This window comes from Streptomyces sp. NPDC029152, from assembly GCF_055564355.1.
The window spans coordinates 47239-64613 of sequence record NZ_JBVHWR010000013.1 but is presented as its reverse complement, the minus strand read 5'-3'; the positions used below and the strand labels follow the sequence as shown (position 1 = coordinate 64613).

Sequence of the window (17375 nt, the reverse complement as noted above, 5' to 3'; positions counted from 1 at the left end):
GGCCGAACACGAACGGGGTGGGGAGCGTCGGGGGGCGGCTCCAGGACCTCAACGGACGCCACGGACGCGCCGCCGGGCCGGGAGGCCCGGCGGCGCGTCCCCCGCGGGGACCGTCGTCGTCCCGCCCCCCGGTGACGGGGGTGCGGCGGTCCCCGCGCACTCCTTCCTCAGTCCTTCCAGGCGTCGTCCCCCTCGGCCCTCCCGGCGCGGCGGTGCCCGAAGAGCCCCGGGTTGGTGCGGACGGCCTGTACGACGTTGACCCCGACGATGCCCGCCCAGGCGGTCAGCAGGCCGGGAAGGTGGGCGACGCCGCCGCCGATCGCCGAGAGCGGGACGGCGAGGACCAGCGAGACGATGCCGAAGCCGAAGCGCTCACCGAAGGAGTCGGTGACCTTCGGCGACCGGCTGTCCCGGGCCGCCGTCATCCGCTGTTCGGCGAGCTGCCGGCGCACCTGGCGTTCCACCGCCCCGTCGATGCGCTGGTCGACCTTCTCCAGGAACGAGTCGACCAGCGCGGACTCGTACTCCTCCCCCAGCTCCCTGCGCGTCTGCAGGGTGGCGTCGAGTTCCTTCTTCAGGTCGGCGTCCCTCGCGTCCATTCCCGTCATGGGAGCCACGGTAGGCGGCCGGGAGCGCCCCGGCACGGGGGCTAGCCCCCGTTCTCGCCGGGGGACGGCCGGTGCCCGGCCCAGGAGGGACGGGCCGCCGGGGACGACCGGCCGGGTGCCGCTCGCCGGGCGCGCGTCGTGTGTCCGGCCGGTTCGCCTGTATAACGGTATGCAGAATCCCGGATACGTGAATAGGCGGAGGGGGAGCGCGTCATGAGCGGGTCCGACGGTCCGGCCGCGCGGCTGCAGGCCCTCTTCGAGGGGCACCGGCTGACGCCGACCCAGCGGCGCATCGCGCACAGCATGGTGCGGCGCGCGCCCGACGTGCCCTTCCTGTCCAGCGTGGAACTCGCCGAGCTGGCCGGGGTCAGCCAGCCGTCCGTGACCCGCTTCGCGGTCGCCCTCGGCTTCGACGGCTACCCGGCGCTGCGCCGCCACCTGCGCGAGGTCGCCCCCGCGGAACCGGTGACGGACACGGGCTCCCTCAACGAGTACCAGCAGGCCGTGGAGGCCGAGATCGCGAACCTGCGGCACCTGGCGGAGGCGCTGGCCGACCCGGGTCCGGTGCGGGAGGCGGGCCGGGCCCTCGCGGGCAGCCGGCCGCTCCCGGTCCTCGGGCTGCGGGCGGCGGCCGCCCAGGCGCACGGGTTCGCCTACTTCGCCGCCAAGGTGCACCCCGACGTCCGCCTCCTCAACGAGGGCGGCACGATGATCCACGACCGCATCGACGCCGCCGTCCGGGCCGGGGCGAGCGCCCTGCTCTGCTTCGCCCTGCCCCGGCATCCGCGCGAGGTCGTCGACACGCTCGCCCACGCCAAGGAGGCGGGGCTGACGGTGGTGACGGTCGCCGACTCCGCCTTCGCCCCGGTCGCCAAGGTGTCCGACCTGCTGCTGCCCGCCGCCGTCGGCACGGGCCTCGCCTTCGACACCGCCTGCGCGCCGATGCTGCTCGGGCGGGTGCTGCTGGAGGCGATGTGCGACGACCTGCCGGACGCGCAGGCCCGGCTGGAGGAGTTCGACGCGAAGGCGGCGGCACGGGGCCTGTTCGTGGAGTGACCCGGCCGGCGGACGGGTTCTCAGATTCGTCTCAGCTTCCCCCGTTACAGTGCGGCGCCTGACACACCCTTCGGACGCATCGCACAGCGGACAGAACTGGGACGGGAGGCCGGAACGTGGCGCGCGGAGGACAGGGACTGGCTCGGGTCGCCGTCGTCGTACGGGCGGGGGCGGCACCACTGTGGTGGCTGGGCGTACTCGCGGCGGGCGTCGGCGTGCTGGTGCCGGGCCTGACCGGGCGCCGGATCGGCGTCCTGGCCGGTGCGGCGCTGTTCGTCGTGGCGACGGCCGTGGTGGCCTGCGCGCGCCGCGAGCGGTACACCGCCCTGGCCGGCTCGGCCGCCCGCGCGAGCAGGTACGACGTGCTCCAGGACCGTGCGGTGACCGTGCGCAACTGGCGCCGGGGCCACCGCTGGTGGCTGCTGTTCGCCTTCCTCGCCGCGCTCGGCAGCGCCTTCGCCGTCCCGGCGGCGGCCGGACTGCTGATGGCGGGCTGCGGCGTGGGCCTGTGGCTGAAGTCCGCCTGGATCGGCCGCCGCGAACAGGCCGGGGACGCACTGTTGTGGGTCCGCGTGGACTGGCTCGGCCGCAACGCCGGCCGCCCGGCGGGCGAGAAGGTCAAGGGCTACCGCAGCACGGGCATCGCGGCCGGCGACGCGGCCCCCGGCGGGGCGAGGCGGAAGACGGCGGCGCTGGTCTGACCCGAGGGGGCGGGGCGCGCAGCGCACCGCCCAGGGGCGCGGGGCCGCGAACGCCGTGCGGGCGCGGCCCCGCCGCGGCGGGGCCGCGCCCTACGCCCCCTCCGCACCCCGACGGCGAAGACCGGTCAACGCGCCGGCGTGCTCGCCACCCGCCTCGGCCACGATCTCCTCGACGGTCTGGGTCTCCCGCACGGTCGCGAAGACGACGCCCCCCTCCCCGCCCCCGGCGAACCCGTACACCGCGGGCCGCACCAGCGAGTTGTACGCGTAGTGGTGCGCGAAGTAGTACGCCCCCGTGTCCAGCGCCGCCGCGTAGTCCCCCTGCTCCAGCAGCGGCAGCGCGTGCCCCGCCGCCAGCAGGTCCCCCGCGAAGCACGCCGGTCCCGCCACGTCCTGCACCACGTCCGGCCCCTCCTTCGGCCGTCCCCCGGCGTCGTACGCGGCGATCCGCAGCGGCCACGCCCCCGGCGCGTACACCGTCCGCGTCGCCACCTGCACGCCCGCGTGCGTCACCGCGACCGGCCGGCCCCCCGCGCTCTTGGCGTACTCCACGCGCGCCACGACCGTGCCGTGCTCGGCCAGCAGCGACCGTCCGAACTCGGTGACCAGCCCGTACCGCCCGTCGAACAGCCCCGGCACCGCGTCGCGCAGCACGCGCGCGTACTGCGCGTACGTCGGCGTCGTCTCCTCCGAGGCGAAGTTCACGGGCAGTCCGCCGCCGATGTCGAGCGTGTCCACCTGCCGGCGTCCGGCCCGCTCGTTGATCTCCTCGGCGAGTGCGTACACCTGTGCCACCCCCTCGGCCATCAGCGTGAGCGGGACGCCCTGGGAACCGGTGTGCGTGTGCAGCCGGGTCAGCCACGGCCGGTCCAGGTACGCCCGCACCACCCACTCGCGCGCCCCCTCGTCGCGCAGCGCCACCCCGAACTTCGAGGTCGCCGTGGCCGTCGACAGGGCCTCGATGGAGCCCCCTCCGACCTGCGGGTTCACCCGCACGCCGAGCGGGGACCGGCTCGGTCCCGCCGCCATCAGGGCGTCGAGGCGCCCCAGCTCCTGCGGGTTGTCCGCGTTGACGGCGATGCCCAGCGCCAGCGCCTCGCGCAGTTCGCCCGGCGTCTTGGCGGGCGAGTCCAGCACCGTCCGCTCCGCCGGCACGCCCGCCGCACGCGCCAGGGCCAGCTCGCCCGGGCTCGCGACCTCGGCGCCGATGCCCTCCTCGCGCAGCAGCCGCAGCACCGGGACCAGCGGGCTCGCCTTCACCGCGAAGGCGTGCAGCACGGGCGTCCCGGGCGCCGTCACCGCGTCGAACGCCGCCCGCAGGGCCGCCGCCGACTCCCGGATCCCCTCGACGTCCAGCAGTCCGGCGATCGGGGCGTCCGGCCCGAGCAGCCCCTGCTCCACGGCCGCCCGCACCGCCTCGTCCCGCCGGGCCGCCCGCACCGCACCGGTGCCGTCCGGACCACCGTTCGTGCCCGTGCCGTCGCTCACGCGATCCTCCGTTCCCTCGCCGCCTGTCCGACGCGTCCAGCCAAACACCCGCGTCGCGCCCGCGCCGGGACACGGGCGTATTGACTAGTTCTATTCACAAAGCGAGGATATGAATATCCGTAGCAATCATCCGCCGGGAGCAAGCCACCAGGAGGCAGACCATGTCCGGACCCCGCCCCGTCCGAGCGCCACGCGGTACGCAGCCGAGCGCCCTGGGCTGGCAGCAGGAGGCCGCCCTGCGGATGCTGCAGAACAACCTCGACCCCGAGGTCGCCGAACACCCCGACAAGCTCGTCGTCTACGGCGGCACCGGCAAGGCGGCCCGCGACTGGCGCTCCTTCGACGCCATGGTCCGCACCCTGAGGACCCTCAGGCAGGACGAGACGATGCTCGTCCAGTCCGGCCGCCCGGTCGGCGTCATGCAGACCCACGAGTGGGCCCCGCGCGTCCTCATCGCCAACTCCAACCTGGTCGGCGACTGGGCCAACTGGGAGGAGTTCCGCCGCCTGGAGCAGCTCGGCCTGACCATGTACGGCCAGATGACCGCCGGCTCCTGGATCTACATCGGCACCCAGGGCATCCTCCAGGGCACCTACGAGACCTTCGCCGCCGTCGCCGCGAAGAAGTTCGGCGGCACCCTCGCCGGGACCATCACCCTCACCGCCGGCCTCGGCGGCATGGGCGGTGCCCAGCCGCTGGCCGTGACGATGAACGACGGCGTCGCGATCTGCGTCGACTGCGACCCCCGCGCCATCGACCGCCGCATCGAGCACCGCTACCTCGACGTGCGCGCCGACTCCCTCGACCACGCCCTCCAGCTCGCCACCGAGGCCCGCGACCAGCGCAGGCCGCTGTCCGTCGGCGTCCTCGGCAACGCCGCCGAACTGGTTCCGCAGCTGCTCGCCATGGGCGCCCCCATCGACATCGTCACCGACCAGACCTCCGCCCACGACCCGCTGTCGTACCTCCCGGTCGGCACCGCCTTCGAGGACATGGCGGACGCCGCCGCCAAGGACCCGGCCGGCTTCACCACCCGCGCCCGCGAGTCCATGGCCCGGCACGTCGAGGCCATGGTCGGCTTCCAGGACGCCGGCGCCGAGGTCTTCGACTACGGCAACTCCATCCGCGGCGAGGCCCGGCTCGCCGGATACGACCGGGCGTTCGCCTTCCCCGGCTTCGTCCCCGCCTACATCCGCCCCCTGTTCTGCGAGGGCAAGGGCCCCTTCCGCTGGGCCGCCCTGTCCGGCGACCCCGCCGACATCGCCAGGACCGACAAGGCGATCCTCGACCTCTTCCCCGAGAACGAGTCGCTGGCCCGCTGGATCAAGATGGCCGGCGAGCGCGTCCACTTCCAGGGCCTGCCCGCCCGCATCTGCTGGCTCGGCTACGGCGAGCGCGACAAGGCCGGTGAACGCTTCAACGACATGGTCGCGAGCGGTGAACTGGCCGCCCCGATCGTGATCGGCCGCGACCACCTCGACTGCGGCTCCGTCGCCTCCCCCTACCGCGAGACCGAGGCCATGCTCGACGGCTCCGACGCCATCGCCGACTGGCCGCTGCTCAACGCCATGGTCAACGTGGCCTCCGGCGCCTCCTGGGTCTCCCTCCACCACGGCGGCGGCGTCGGCATGGGCCGCTCGATCCACGCCGGACAGGTCACGGTCGCCGACGGCACCGCCCTGGCCGGCGAGAAGATCCGCCGCGTCCTCACCAACGACCCCGGCATGGGCGTCATCCGGCACGTCGACGCCGGGTACGACATCGCCGAGTCGGTCGCCGGGCAGCGGGGCGTGCGGGTGCCGATGCGCGAGGGCGACGAGGGCGGCGCCGCGTGAGCTTCCACAGCATGTGGGCGGAGCTGCTGCCGGTCGGCCGCAGCTCCGCCTCCGGCGGCTACCGCCGCTTCGCCTGGACCGGGGCCGACGCCGACTGCCGGGCCTGGTTCCGGCAGCAGGCCGAGTCACGCGGCCTGTCCTACGAGGCCGACCGCAACGGCAACCAGTGGGCCTGGCTCGGCGACCCGGCCGCCGGGAACGCCGTCGTCACCGGCTCCCACCTGGACTCCGTCCCCGACGGCGGCGCCTTCGACGGTCCCCTCGGGGTGGTCTGCGCCTTCGCGGCCCTGGACGAACTGCGCCGCAGGGGAGCGCGGATCACCAGGCCGCTGGGCATCGTCAACTTCGGCGACGAGGAGGGCGCCCGCTTCGGCCTCGCCTGCGTCGGCTCCCGGCTCACCGCCGGGGCGCTCACCGTCGAGCAGGCCCACCGCCTGACCGACGCCGACGGCATCACCCTGCCGCGGGCCATGGAGGCCGCCGGGTACGACCCGGACACCATCGGCCCCGACCCCGAACGGCTCGACCGCATCGGCGCCTTCGTCGAACTCCACGTCGAGCAGGGCCGCGCCCTCGACCTGTCCGGCGACCGGATCGGCATCGCGTCCGCCATCTGGCCGCACGGACGCTGGCGGTTCGACTTCCGGGGCGAGGCCAACCACGCCGGCACCACCCGTCTCGCCGATCGCCGCGACCCCATGCCGTCCTACGCCGAAACCGTCCTCGCCGCCCGCCGAGAGGCCGAACTCGCCGGTGCCGTGGCCACCTTCGGCAAGATCGCCGTCGAGCCGAACGGCGTCAACGCCATCCCCTCCCTGGTGCGCGGCTGGCTCGACTCCCGCGCCGCCGACCAGGCGAGCCTGGACACCGTGGTCACCGGCATCGAGAAGGCCGCCCGCGAGTACGCCGCCGCCCACGGCGTCGACCTCGACGTCGTCCGCGAGTCCTTCACGCCCGTCGTGGAGTTCGACCACGCCCTGCGCGACGAACTCGCCCGCATCCTGGGCAGCGACACGGAACTGAAGGTCCCCGTCCTCGGCACCGGCGCCGGACACGACGCCGGAATCCTCTCCGGACGCGTCCCCACCGCCATGCTGTTCGTACGCAACCCCACCGGTGTCTCGCACTCCCCGGCGGAATCCGCCACCGAGGACGACTGCGTGGCCGGGGTGAACGCACTCGCCGACGTACTGGAAGGGCTGGCCCGCACGTGACCCCCACCCCGCGGACGTACTGGCTGGAACACGCCTGGCTCGGCACCCACGTCGAGCCGGGCGTCGCCGTGACGGTGGCCGTCGGCGGCTCCGCCGCGGAGCGGGACGGCCGCATCGCCGCCGTCCGCACGGGCACCCCCGCTCCGCCGCCCGGCGCCGAGGTGCTGCGCGGCCTGACCCTGCCGGGCCTCGCCAACGCGCACTCGCACGCCTTCCACCGCGCCCTGCGCTCCACCGTCCAGGTCGGCTCCGGCACCTTCTGGACCTGGCGCGAGGTCATGTACTCCGTCGCCGACCGGCTGACCCCCGAGGCGTACCACGACCTCGCCCGAGCCGTGTACGCCGAGATGGCCCTGGCCGGCATCACCACCGTCGGCGAGTTCCACTACGTCCACCACGCCCCCGGCGGCACCCCCTACGCCGACCCCAACGCGATGGGCGAGGCCCTGATCGAGGCCGCCGCCGACGCCGGCGTCCGCATCACCCTCCTCGACACCTGCTACCTCTCCTCCGGCTTCGGCGAGCCCCCGAACACCCACCAGCTCCGCTTCTCGGACGGCACGGCGGACGCGTGGGCCCAGCGCTGTTCGGCTCTCGGGGAACGGGGCCACGCACGGATCGGGGCGGCGATCCACTCCGTACGGGCCGTGCCCGCCGACCAGTTGGCGACCGTGGCGCGCTGGGCCGAGGAACGGCGGGCCCCGCTGCACGTGCACCTGTCCGAGCAGACCGCCGAGAACGACGCCTGCCGGCAGGCCCACGGACGCACCCCCACCCGCCTCCTCGCCGACCACGGCGTGCTCGGGCCCCGCACCACCGGCGTCCACAGCACCCACCTCACCGACGAGGACATCGCCCTGCTCGGCGGCAGCCGCACCGGCACCTGCATGTGCCCCACCACCGAACGCGACCTCGCCGACGGCATCGGCCCCGCCGCCGCGCTCCAGGCCGCCGGCTCCCCCCTCTCCCTCGGCTCCGACAGCCACGCCGTCGTCGACCTGCTGGAAGAGGCGCGCGCCATGGAGCTGAACGAGCGGCTGCGCACCCGCACCCGCGGCCACTGGACCGCCGCCGCCCTGCTGCGCGCCGCCACCGCCGACGGCCACGCCGCCCTCGGCTGGGACGACGTCGGCCGCATCGAGGCCGGCGCCCGCGCCGACCTCACGACGATCGCGCTGGACTCGGTCAGAACGGCGGGGGCGCTGCCCAGGCTCGGCGCCGAGACGGCCGTGTTCGCGGCGACGGCGGCCGACGTACGGCACACGGTCGTGGGCGGACGGCACGTCGTGCGCGACGGGGCCCACACCCTCGTCCCCGATGTACCGCAGGCCCTCGCGCGGGCCGTCGAAGCCCTGCGCGCATGACCACCCGACCCCGCCCCCACGAGGACGTCACGGACACCATGAGCAGCAGCACCGTCATCACCAACATCGCCACGCTGGTCACCAACGACCCCTCCCTCGGCGACGGCTCCCCCCTCGGACTGGTCCGGGACGCGGCCGTCGTCATCGACGGCGACCGCATCGCGTGGGCCGGCGAATCGAGCAGGGCACCCGCCACCGACGACCGGGTCGACGCCGGCGGCCGGGCCGTCCTGCCCGGCTTCGTCGACTCCCACTCCCACCTGCTCTTCGCGGGCGACCGCACCGAGGAGTTCAACGCCCGCATGTCCGGCCGCCCCTACAGCGCCGGCGGCATCCGCACCACCGTCGCCGCCACCCGCGCCGCGAGCGACGGGGAACTGGAGGCGGGACTCGTCCGCTACCTCGCGGAGGCCCTGCGCCAGGGCACCACGACCTTCGAGACCAAGTCGGGCTACGGCCTGACCACCGCCGACGAGTCCCGCGCCCTGCGCATCGCCGCCCGCCACACCGACGAGGTCACCTACCTCGGCGCCCACGTCGTCGCCCCCGAACTCGCCGACGACCCGGCCGCCTACGTCGCCCTGGTCACCGGCGAGATGCTCGACGCCTGCGCCCCGCACGCCCGCTGGGTCGACGTGTTCTGCGAGAAGGGCGCCTTCGACGGCGACCAGGCCCGCGCGGTCCTCACCGCCGGCAGGGCCAAGGGCCTGCACCCGCGCATCCATGCCAACCAGCTCTCCTACGGCCCCGGCGTCCAGCTGGCCGTGGAGCTGGACGCCGCCAGCGCCGACCACTGCACCCACCTCACCGACGCCGACGTGGACGCCCTCGCGAACAGCCGCACGGTCGCCACCCTGCTGCCCGGCGCCGAGTTCTCCACCCGCGCCGAGTGGCCCGACGCCCGCCGCCTCATCGACGCGGGCGCCACGGTCGCGCTCTCCACCGACTGCAACCCCGGCTCGTCCTTCACGTCCTCCGTCCCCTTCTGCATCGCGCTCGCCGTGCGCGACATGGGGATGACGCCGGACGAGGCCGTCTGGTCGGCCACTGCGGGCGGGGCGGCGGCCCTGCGCCGCGACGACGTCGGCCGCATCGTCCCGGGCGCCTACGCCGACCTGACCCTCCTCGACGCCCCGAGCCACGTCCACCTGGCCTACCGGCCCGGTGTGCCGCTGGTCGACGCGGTGTGGCGGCGCGGCACACGCGTGGTGTGACGCCGACGTCCGCCGGGGCCGCGGAGGAAAGAGGCCGTCGCGGCTGACAGCGGGCGTCCGCCGTTCGCAGGGCGTGCGGAACCCGGAAGGGGCGGTCCGGGCCCGGACCGCCCCCCTGGAGGACGAGTGTCACGCGGTGAGGATCAGTCCTCGGCCGTGAGCCCCTTGCGCAGCCGTACCAGCGTCCGCGACAGCAGCCGGGACACGTGCATCTGGGAGATGCCGAGCTCCTCGCCGATCTCCGACTGGGTCATGCCCGCCACGAAGCGCAGGGACAGGATCTTCCGGTCCCGGGGCGCGAGTTCGGCGATCAGCGGCTTGAGCGACTCGACGTACTCGATGCCCTCGAGCCCGTGGTCCTCGTAACCGATGCGGTCGGCGAGCGCGCCCTCCGCGTCGTCCTCCTCCGGCTGGGCGTCCAGCGAGGAGGCGGTGTAGGCGTTGGAGGCGGCCATGCCCTCGACGACCTCGTCGTCGGACAGGCCGAGGTGCTCGGCCAGTTCGGACACCGTCGGGGCGCGGTCGAGGCGCTGGGCCAGCTCGTCACCGGCCTTGGCCAGGTCGAGCCGCAGCTCCTGCAGCCGGCGCGGGACGCGCACGGACCACGAGGTGTCGCGGAAGAAGCGCTTGATCTCGCCGATGATGGTCGGCATCGCGAAGGTGGGGAACTCGACACCGCGCGACATCTCGAAGCGGTCGATCGCCTTGATCAGGCCGACGGTGCCGACCTGGACGATGTCCTCCATCGGCTCGCTGCGGGAGCGGAAGCGGGAGGCGGCGAACTTGACCAGGGCGAGGTTGAGCTCGACGAGCGTGTTGCGCACGTACGAGTACTCGCCGGTGCCTTCCTCCAGCGACTCCAGTCGCTCGAAGAGGGTCTTCGACAGGGCTCGGGCGTCTGCCGGAGTCACCTCGTCGTAGGCGGGGATGTCCGGGAGCCCGGCGAGGGTGCCGTCGTGGTCGACGGCAACGTCAGGGTGCTCGATGGGATCCAGTTGTTCCGGAGGGAGTGTCGACGTCGCTTCCTGGGTACGCGATCCGTCGAGCCGGGGTGACATGGTGTCCTCCATCGTTCTCGGCATACGGCTGCCGAAGCCGATTGCGTGCACTGTGCGGTGTGCGGCGCCTCCAAAGCCGGCCGTGTCGGGTACGTGTTCCTCTAGCCCTACCGGGTTTACCGAGCCCACCGCAAGTGTGTTCTGTGCGGGTATGTCCGTTTGTGTGCAGTTGTTCGGGTGACGGACCGCCGCAGGAAGGCGTAGTGTTCGAGGGCGTCAGCAGGGAGACACGACGTCGGGAGAGAGACGGCATGGACCGCGGGACGGTCGGTAGCGCACAGTCGGGCCGGCTTCTGGTCGAGGTGCGCGAAGAGGGCCCCAGTGCCGTCGTGACCCCGGCGGGTGAGTTGGATCACCACACCGCCGATCTGTTGCGCGAGCCACTGGAGGAATGCCTCGCCAAGGGTTTCAACCGGCTCGTCGTCGACTGTTCGCGCCTGGAGTTCTGCGACTCCACGGGACTCAACGTCCTGCTCGGCGCGCGGTTGAAGGCGGAGGCCGCGGGGGGCGGAGTCCATCTCGTGGCCATGCGGCCGGTGGTGGCGCGCGTGTTCGAGATCACGGGGGCCGAAGCGGTCTTCACCCTCCATGACACGCTCGAGGCGGCCCTGTCGGACGCGTCCGGCTGAGCCGTCGCCCGCGGGCGCGGCGACGGGTCTCGTGCGGCCTCTGGTGCCGGCGTTTTCACCCCGTCCCGTGTTTCGTGGCGAATACAGGGGTGTTCCGCCGGTCCGGTCGGGCAGGAGACTCCTGACTGTGACTGTGACTGTGTACGACTTTGAAACGTGAACTGGTGAATCGGTGAGGTGAAGCGCTGATGAGCACCACCCGGCCCTACTCGCCGGGCGACCGCGGTCCGGAGCCCAGCGGCGCTTCCGGGGCGTCCGAGGAGGACGTGCCCGGTGCCGGTGGGCCCGTGGGAGGCGGCGCGCCCGCTCCTGGGACCGGCGTGCCCGCCTCCGCGGCCGTGGCCGGCCGCCAGGTCCGCAGACTGAGCTTCGACGACCAGAGCGGCGTCGTCCCGCTCGCCCGCGACTTCACCCGCCAGGCGTTGTACGCGTGGGGCTGGCTGCCCTCCGCCACCGCCGACCAGCGCGCCGCCGCGGAGGACGTGCTCCTCGTCGTCTCCGAGCTGGTCACCAACGCGTGCCTGCACGCCGAGGGGCCGGACGAGCTGTCGATCACCTGCGACAAGAAGGTGATCCGGCTGGAGGTCTCCGACCGCGGCGCGGGCCAGCCCGCACCCCGCACCCCGCACCGCGCGGGCCGCCCCGGCGGCCACGGCATGTTCATCGTGCAGCGGCTGTGCCTGGACTGGGGCGTCGTCCGGACGCCGGGGGTCGCGGGCAAGCGCGTGTGGGCGGAACTGGGCGCGCCGGCGTAGCACGCCCACCTCGCGACGTCGGGGCGGCGGGCCGTGGGCCCGCCGCCCCGACGCACGTCCGCCCCCGGGCCGCCCTGCCGCGCCCGACCCGCTAATTCCTCTAATTCCTCTTTCTTCCGCTCCGTGCTCGGTGTGCTGTTTGTCTCGCAGATCAGCTTTCGTCTAGCGTCTTGTCGACCACCCGGGCGACCGCCCGGTGACATGACGACAGGCGCGACCTGGCGTGCGCGGACGACCAGCCGTGCTCGTGTGTCGAAAAAGAGAAGAGAGTGCGGATGGTCCGGGGGAAGAAGATCGTGGGCGGCGTCGTGGCCGCCGTACTCGCTGCGGCCGGGACGGGCCTGGTGACGGCGACGCCGGCCCAGGCGGCGGGTGCCCGCCGCACGTGCAAAGCCGAGGCGCATCTGGACCTCGGGCGGCCCAAGGCCACGTCGTCGTGCCAGAAGACCCGTTCCGGCAAGAGGGTCGGCAAGCACCGCGTGAAGCTGGTGTGCGACGTCGTCCGGGGCCGGGGTAACCCGCACGAGATCCCGGTGGTGCTCTACGGGCCCTGGAAGAAGCCGGGCCAGAAGTCGACCGTGATGTGTGGCTTCAGCAGCTTCGCCCGGTCCTGGTCGGTGCAGACCGAGGCCTGACGGCCGGGCCGAAATCGAAAGGGCCGTCGCACCCCTCGGTGCGACGGCCCTCTCACGGCCCTGGACGGGATCAGCGCACGTCGCCCATCAGTGACTTGACCTTACGGCGGTACATGTAGATCGCCACACCGGCGATGAGCGCGAGGACGGCCTCGACGGCCACGGCGCCCCTGCCGTTGAGATCCACTCCGCCGACGGCCGAGTTGGACAGCAGGCTGGTGACCGAGTCACCAGCGGTGACCGCGAGGAACCACACGCCCATCATCTGGCTGGCGTACTTGGCCGGGGCCATCTTCGTGGTCACCGACAGGCCGACCGGCGAGATGCACAGCTCACCGACGGTCTGGATCAGGTAGATGCCGACCAGCCACATCGGGGTCACCTTGGTGCCGTCGGAGGCCATGCCCAGCGGCAGCAGGAAGAAGAAGAACGACACGCCGACGAAGAACAGGGCGGCGGCGAACTTCGCGACCGTGCTCGGCTCCTTGCCCTTGCGGCTCAGCCACAGCCACACCCAGGCCATCACCGGCGCCAGCGCCATGATGAACACCGGGTTCAGCGACTGGTACCAGGAGGACGGGAAGCTGAAGCCCAGCAGCGAGTCGGATGCCTGGGTCTCGCCGAAGGCCTGGACCGTGGAACCACCCTGGTCATAGATCATCCAGAAAACGGCGGCGGCGACGAAGAACCAGATGTAGCCCGTCATCTTCGACTGCTCGACGGCGGACAGTTCCTTGTCCCGCTTGATCCGGAACAGCACGCCCGCCGGGATGATCAGGCCGATCACGGTGAGCGGGATCATCGCCCAGTTCAGGGTGAAGTGACCGGTGAAGCCGACGATGCCGTAGAAGACGGCCGCCACGATGAGCCAGATCAGGCCCTTGCGCAGCCATGCGCGGCGCTCCTCGGCCGCCAGCGGCTTCGGGACGACGTTGCTCTCGGGGCTCAGGTTGCGGGTGCCGATCAGGAAGGAGACGAGGCCGATGGCCATACCGACGGCGGCGAGACCGAAACCGATGTGCCAGTTCACCTTCTGGCCGACGGTGCCGATGATCAGCGGAGCGAAGAAGGCACCCATGTTGATGCCCATGTAGAAGATCGTGAAGCCGCCGTCACGGCGTGGGTCGTCCGGGCCGTCGTACAGGTGGCCGACCATGGTGGAGATGTTGGCCTTCAGCAGGCCGGAGCCCAGTGCCACCAGCGCCAGGCCGGCGAAGAACGGACCCTGACCGCCGGGCAGTGCCAGCACGAGGTGCCCGGCCATGATCGTGACCGCCGCGACCGCCACCGTCTTGCGGGGGCCCCAGACGCGGTCGCCGAGCCAGCCGCCCGGCATGGCGAGCAGATAGACCATCGACAGGTAGACGGAGTAGATCGCCGTAGTCGTGGCCAGGTCCATGCCCAGACCGCCGCCCATGCTGCCGTCCTTGGCGTCAGGGCCGCCGGAGAGCAGGTAGACGACGAGAAGGGCCCTCATGCCGTAGAAGCTGAAACGCTCCCACATCTCGGTCATGAAGAGAGTGGCCAGTCCGCGGGGGTGGCCGAAGAAGGTCTTCTCGGAACCGGGGGTGCCCGGGCGGACCGAGTCCTTCGTCAGGCTGGACGCCATGGTCGTTCCTTGCTGTCGGGACGCGCTCATGAGGCGATGCGCGCCCGGTGGGGGGCAGCCGGCACCGGCGGCCTCGCCCGTCCGACCCCACGCCCGAGGGATTCCGCCCCGGATCACGGAGCGATGGACGGCGACCACCGGGATCCACGCCTCCGCGCGCTTCACTGCACGCGATGAGGCCCGGCCACAGGTCATTCCTTTCAAGGCCGGCCGTGGACCGGCCCGCACGCGAAAGAGACCTTCAGCGTCGAACTGCCGCCAAAGGTCCTCTGGGTGCTACAGGCGCTGATTCACCATACGGCAGGACACCGCCCGGTATGGAAGGACTTGAGACACGGATCACAGGCGGAGACGGAACCGCGGACGGTCTTTCGAAGGTCCATCCCAGGATGGCATCCCACAGCCGCAGGCCCGCGACCGGGGCGGCGGGGCGTGCCGGACGGCCCGCCCCGCACACGGGTGCGGCGCCCGTCCGGCGTGTCCGGAGGTGAGGGGCCCCCGCGTCGATCACGCCCCGGACGCTGCTCCGAGCGGACTACCATCAGCTCATGACCCGTGTACTGCTCGCCGAGGACGACGCGTCCATCTCGGAGCCGCTGGCCCGCGCACTGCGCCGGGAAGGGTACGAGGTCGAGGTGCGTGAGGACGGACCCACCGCGCTCGACGCCGGGATGCAGGGCGGCATCGACCTGGTGGTGCTGGACCTCGGGCTGCCCGGCATGGACGGACTGGAGGTCGCCCGCCGGCTGCGCTCCGAAGGGCACGCCGTACCGATCCTGATCCTGACCGCCCGCGCCGACGAGGTGGACACCGTCGTCGGCCTGGACGCCGGGGCGGACGACTACGTCACCAAGCCCTTCCGGCTGGCCGAGCTGCTCGCCCGGGTCCGCGCCCTGCTGCGGCGCGGTGCCGCCGAGCCCCAGCAGCCGCCCGCCACGCACGGCGTGCGCATCGACGTCGAGTCGCACCGCGCCTGGATGGGCGACGAGGAGCTCCAGCTCACCGCCAAGGAGTTCGACCTGCTGCGGGTCCTGGTGCGCGACGCCGGCCGGGTCGTCACCCGCGACCAGCTGATGCGCGAGGTCTGGGACACCACCTGGTGGTCGTCGACGAAGACCCTCGACATGCACATCTCCTGGCTGCGCAAGAAGCTGGGCGACGACGCGGCCAACCCCCGCTACATCGCCACCGTGCGCGGCGTGGGCTTCCGTTTCGAGAAGAACTGAGCCCCCAGGGGCCGTACGCGGGTACGTAGGGGAACATGCGCCGCCGACTGATCCAGTCCACGCTCGCCGTGGTGCTCGTCGTGATCGCCGTCTTCGGCGTCTCCCTGGTCATCGTCGAGGCCCGGACGATCAGCGCCACCGCCCAGGAACGCGTGGACCTGGAGGCGGTGCGGCTGGCCAGCATCGTGGACAGCCGGCTGCTCGGCACCGGGTCCGTCGACGCGGGCTTCCTGCGCGAGCAGGTCGCCGACGCCCGGTACGCCGTGATCCGCATCCCCGGCGAGCCGGTCATCGAGGTCGGCAGCAAGCCGGAGGGCGACGTCATCCGCGGCAGGGCCACCGGCGAGGAGGGCGAGACGGTCCTCGTGGAGGAACCGCGCTCCTCGGTGACCCGGGAGGTCGGCCGGACCCTGCTGATCATCGGTCTGGTGGCGCTGCTCGCGGTGATCGCCGCGGTGCTGCTGGCGATCCGCCAGGCCAACCGCCTCGCCTCCCCGCTGACCGACCTCGCCGAGACCGCCGAACGCCTCGGCTCCGGCGATCCGCGCCCCCGGCACAAGCGCTACGGAGTCCCCGAGCTGGACCGCGTCGCGGACGTGCTGGACGCCTCGGCCGAGCGCATCGCCCGGATGCTCACCGCCGAACGCCGTCTGGCCGCCGACGCCTCCCACCAGCTGCGCACGCCGCTGACGGCGCTGTCCATGCGGCTGGAGGAGATCACCCTCACCGACGAGCCGGAGACGGTGAAGGAGGAGGCGACGATCGCGCTGTCGCAGGTGGAACGGCTGACGGACGTCGTGGACCGGCTGCTGACGAACTCCCGCGACCCGCGCAGCGGCTCCGCCGTCACCTTCGAGCTGGACGACGTCATCCAGCAGCAGATCGCCGAGTGGCGTCCCGCCTACCGCAGCTCGGGGCGGGCGATCGTCAGCTCCGGCAAGCGGCACCTGACGGCCGTGGGCACACCGGGCGCGGTGGCGCAGGTGCTGGCCGCGCTGATCGAGAACTCCCTGATGCACGGCGGCGGCACGGTGGCCCTGCGGACCCGGGTCACGGGCAACCAGGCGGTCGTCGAGGTCACCGACGAGGGGCCGGGCGTCCCGGCCGACCTGGGGGCGCGGATCTTCGAGCGCACGATCAGCGGGCGGAACTCGACGGGCATCGGCCTGGCCGTCGCCCGGGACCTGGCCGAGGCGGACGGCGGCCGCCTGGAGCTGCTCCAGCCCAGGCCCCCCGTCTTCGGCCTGTTCCTGTCCCGGACGCCGCCGAAGAAGTCGTCGCCCGACGAGGGGCCGACGGTGCGCTAGCCGCGTCGGCGGTCGACCGCGGGGGTGCCGTCGGCCTCGCGCACCGCCGTCGGGCGGCCGGGCTCCACGAAGGGGTCCTGCCGCGCCCTCGGCCGGGGCGCGGGCATCGTGCGGAAGACCCAGCTGCGGTACGACCAGAAGCGGAACAGCGTGCCGAGGCCGATGCCGAGGAACTTGAAGACGTTGCTCTGCAGCGGGCTGTCCCAGCCGAAGCCGTACGTCGCGGTGTAGAGCACGCCGTTCTCGATCACCAGGCCGACCGCGCTGAACAGCAGGAACAGCGACATCTCACGGGTGCGGCCGCTCTTGTCGCGGTCCCGGTAGGTGAAGTAGCGGAAGCCCAGGTAGTTGAAGACGATGGCGACGACGGTGGCGACGATGCTCGCCCGCACCACCTGGAGGTCGGTCACGTGCCGGACCAGGTTGAAGACGAGGAGGTTGACCAGCACGCCGGCGCCGCCCACCGCGCCGAACTTCAGCGCCTCACGGACCAGCCGGTCGAGCCGCTGCCGCAGGCCGTCCCGGGGCGCGGAGGGCGCCGGGGGAGCCGTACGGGCACCCGAGGAACCATGTCCCATGGTCGTGCAGGCCCCCGTCCGTCGTTCGGCGTCGATCCAGTCATGCTAACCACCGGGGTACGCGATCTTCCTGCGGGCACGGGTATCGCACGGCGAGG

General features: G+C 72.9%; 16 protein-coding genes. 11 read left to right on the top strand and 5 right to left on the bottom strand.

Annotated features, from left to right (window positions below; genetic code table 11):
• Window positions 1-167 precede the first annotated feature (167 nt).
• Window positions 168-608 carry a hypothetical protein gene (locus tag ACZ4V6_RS25850; RefSeq protein WP_467831731.1) on the bottom strand — a complete coding sequence of 147 codons (441 nt, stop codon included), beginning with the start codon at window positions 606-608 and terminating at the stop codon, window positions 168-170.
• Between the two features lie 213 nt (window positions 609-821).
• On the opposite strand from ACZ4V6_RS25850, the gene ACZ4V6_RS25845 reads away from it, so the two are divergent.
• Entirely contained in the window at window positions 822-1664 is an 843-nt protein-coding gene (locus ACZ4V6_RS25845; RefSeq protein ID WP_467831728.1) for a MurR/RpiR family transcriptional regulator, read from the top strand.
• A gap of 116 nt (window positions 1665-1780) precedes the next feature.
• Window positions 1781-2365, top strand: a complete 585-nt coding sequence (locus tag ACZ4V6_RS25840; protein ID WP_467831725.1) for a hypothetical protein — start codon at window positions 1781-1783, stop codon at window positions 2363-2365.
• A gap of 90 nt (window positions 2366-2455) precedes the next feature.
• Here ACZ4V6_RS25840 and ACZ4V6_RS25835 read toward each other — a convergent pair whose 3' ends face one another.
• The gene (locus ACZ4V6_RS25835; protein WP_467831722.1) at window positions 2456-3853 is read right to left on the bottom strand and encodes a type III PLP-dependent enzyme domain-containing protein; all 1398 of its coding nucleotides are present in this window, start codon (window positions 3851-3853) and stop codon (window positions 2456-2458) included.
• Window positions 3854-4014: 161 nt separating this feature from the next.
• Here ACZ4V6_RS25835 and hutU point away from each other — a divergent pair, with 161 nt between their 5' ends.
• Genes hutU through hutI form a run of 4 tightly spaced genes read left to right on the top strand, consistent with a single transcriptional unit; the run spans window position 4015 to window position 9480 of the window.
• Window positions 4015-5688, top strand: coding sequence for a urocanate hydratase (gene hutU / locus ACZ4V6_RS25830; protein WP_467831720.1), 1674 nt, complete (start codon window positions 4015-4017; stop codon window positions 5686-5688).
• Window positions 5685-6902 (top strand): allantoate amidohydrolase, encoded by a 1218-nt coding sequence (locus tag ACZ4V6_RS25825; RefSeq protein WP_467831717.1) that lies wholly within the window; start codon window positions 5685-5687, stop codon window positions 6900-6902. Before hutU ends, ACZ4V6_RS25825 begins: the two co-directional genes overlap by 4 nt.
• On the top strand, window positions 6899-8266 hold the full coding sequence (locus tag ACZ4V6_RS25820; protein WP_467831714.1) for a formimidoylglutamate deiminase: 1368 nt from the start codon (window positions 6899-6901) through the stop codon (window positions 8264-8266). Before ACZ4V6_RS25825 ends, ACZ4V6_RS25820 begins: the two co-directional genes overlap by 4 nt.
• Window positions 8267-8304: 38 nt before the next feature.
• Window positions 8305-9480 (top strand): imidazolonepropionase, encoded by a 1176-nt coding sequence (gene hutI, locus ACZ4V6_RS25815; RefSeq protein WP_467832012.1) that lies wholly within the window; start codon window positions 8305-8307, stop codon window positions 9478-9480.
• Between the two features lie 143 nt (window positions 9481-9623).
• Here hutI and ACZ4V6_RS25810 read toward each other — a convergent pair whose 3' ends face one another.
• The gene (locus ACZ4V6_RS25810; RefSeq protein ID WP_467831712.1) at window positions 9624-10538 is read right to left on the bottom strand and encodes an RNA polymerase sigma factor SigF; all 915 of its coding nucleotides are present in this window, start codon (window positions 10536-10538) and stop codon (window positions 9624-9626) included.
• 251 nt (window positions 10539-10789) lie between these two features.
• Here ACZ4V6_RS25810 and ACZ4V6_RS25805 point away from each other — a divergent pair, with 251 nt between their 5' ends.
• From ACZ4V6_RS25805 to ACZ4V6_RS25795, 3 genes are all read left to right on the top strand, one after another.
• Window positions 10790-11167, top strand: coding sequence for an STAS domain-containing protein (locus ACZ4V6_RS25805; protein WP_467831710.1), 378 nt, complete (start codon window positions 10790-10792; stop codon window positions 11165-11167).
• 188 nt (window positions 11168-11355) lie between these two features.
• A complete protein-coding gene (locus tag ACZ4V6_RS25800) occupies window positions 11356-11922 on the top strand; it encodes an ATP-binding protein (protein WP_467831708.1) in 567 nt (188 codons plus the stop codon).
• A gap of 275 nt (window positions 11923-12197) precedes the next feature.
• A complete protein-coding gene (locus tag ACZ4V6_RS25795; protein ID WP_467831706.1) occupies window positions 12198-12557 on the top strand; it encodes a hypothetical protein in 360 nt (119 codons plus the stop codon).
• Between the two features lie 70 nt (window positions 12558-12627).
• Here ACZ4V6_RS25795 and ACZ4V6_RS25790 read toward each other — a convergent pair whose 3' ends face one another.
• Window positions 12628-14166: a peptide MFS transporter gene (locus tag ACZ4V6_RS25790; RefSeq protein ID WP_467831703.1), complete on the bottom strand. Its 1539-nt coding sequence runs from the start codon at window positions 14164-14166 to the stop codon at window positions 12628-12630.
• A gap of 548 nt (window positions 14167-14714) precedes the next feature.
• Here ACZ4V6_RS25790 and ACZ4V6_RS25785 point away from each other — a divergent pair.
• Together ACZ4V6_RS25785 and draK are read left to right on the top strand one after the other, a co-directional pair.
• Window positions 14715-15392: a response regulator transcription factor gene (locus tag ACZ4V6_RS25785; protein WP_077798502.1), complete on the top strand. Its 678-nt coding sequence runs from the start codon at window positions 14715-14717 to the stop codon at window positions 15390-15392.
• A gap of 35 nt (window positions 15393-15427) precedes the next feature.
• On the top strand, window positions 15428-16699 hold the full coding sequence (gene draK / locus ACZ4V6_RS25780) for a two-component system sensor histidine kinase DraK (protein WP_467831701.1): 1272 nt from the start codon (window positions 15428-15430) through the stop codon (window positions 16697-16699).
• Here the strand turns inward: draK and ACZ4V6_RS25775 are convergent.
• Complete coding sequence (locus tag ACZ4V6_RS25775; protein WP_467831698.1) at window positions 16696-17277, bottom strand: GtrA family protein; 582 nt, start codon at window positions 17275-17277, stop codon at window positions 16696-16698. The genes draK and ACZ4V6_RS25775 overlap by 4 nt on opposite strands.
• Window positions 17278-17375 lie beyond the last annotated feature (98 nt).

Excerpts from the sequence above, each read along its gene's own strand:
- ACZ4V6_RS25850 (WP_467831731.1), bottom strand. The coding sequence starts at position 608 with ATGACGGGAATGGACGCGAGGGACGCCGACCTGAAGAAGGAACTCGAC.
- ACZ4V6_RS25845 (WP_467831728.1), top strand. The coding sequence starts at position 822 with ATGAGCGGGTCCGACGGTCCGGCCGCGCGGCTGCAGGCCCTCTTCGAG.
- hutU (WP_467831720.1), top strand. The coding sequence starts at position 4,015 with ATGTCCGGACCCCGCCCCGTCCGAGCGCCACGCGGTACGCAGCCGAGC.
- hutI (WP_467832012.1), top strand. The coding sequence starts at position 8,305 with ATGAGCAGCAGCACCGTCATCACCAACATCGCCACGCTGGTCACCAAC.
- ACZ4V6_RS25810 (WP_467831712.1), bottom strand. The coding sequence starts at position 10,538 with ATGTCACCCCGGCTCGACGGATCGCGTACCCAGGAAGCGACGTCGACA.
- ACZ4V6_RS25805 (WP_467831710.1), top strand. The coding sequence starts at position 10,790 with ATGGACCGCGGGACGGTCGGTAGCGCACAGTCGGGCCGGCTTCTGGTC.
- ACZ4V6_RS25800 (WP_467831708.1), top strand. The coding sequence starts at position 11,356 with ATGAGCACCACCCGGCCCTACTCGCCGGGCGACCGCGGTCCGGAGCCC.
- ACZ4V6_RS25795 (WP_467831706.1), top strand. The coding sequence starts at position 12,198 with ATGGTCCGGGGGAAGAAGATCGTGGGCGGCGTCGTGGCCGCCGTACTC.
- ACZ4V6_RS25790 (WP_467831703.1), bottom strand. The coding sequence starts at position 14,166 with ATGGCGTCCAGCCTGACGAAGGACTCGGTCCGCCCGGGCACCCCCGGT.
- ACZ4V6_RS25785 (WP_077798502.1), top strand. The coding sequence starts at position 14,715 with ATGACCCGTGTACTGCTCGCCGAGGACGACGCGTCCATCTCGGAGCCG.
- draK (WP_467831701.1), top strand. The coding sequence starts at position 15,428 with ATGCGCCGCCGACTGATCCAGTCCACGCTCGCCGTGGTGCTCGTCGTG.
- ACZ4V6_RS25775 (WP_467831698.1), bottom strand. The coding sequence starts at position 17,277 with ATGGGACATGGTTCCTCGGGTGCCCGTACGGCTCCCCCGGCGCCCTCC.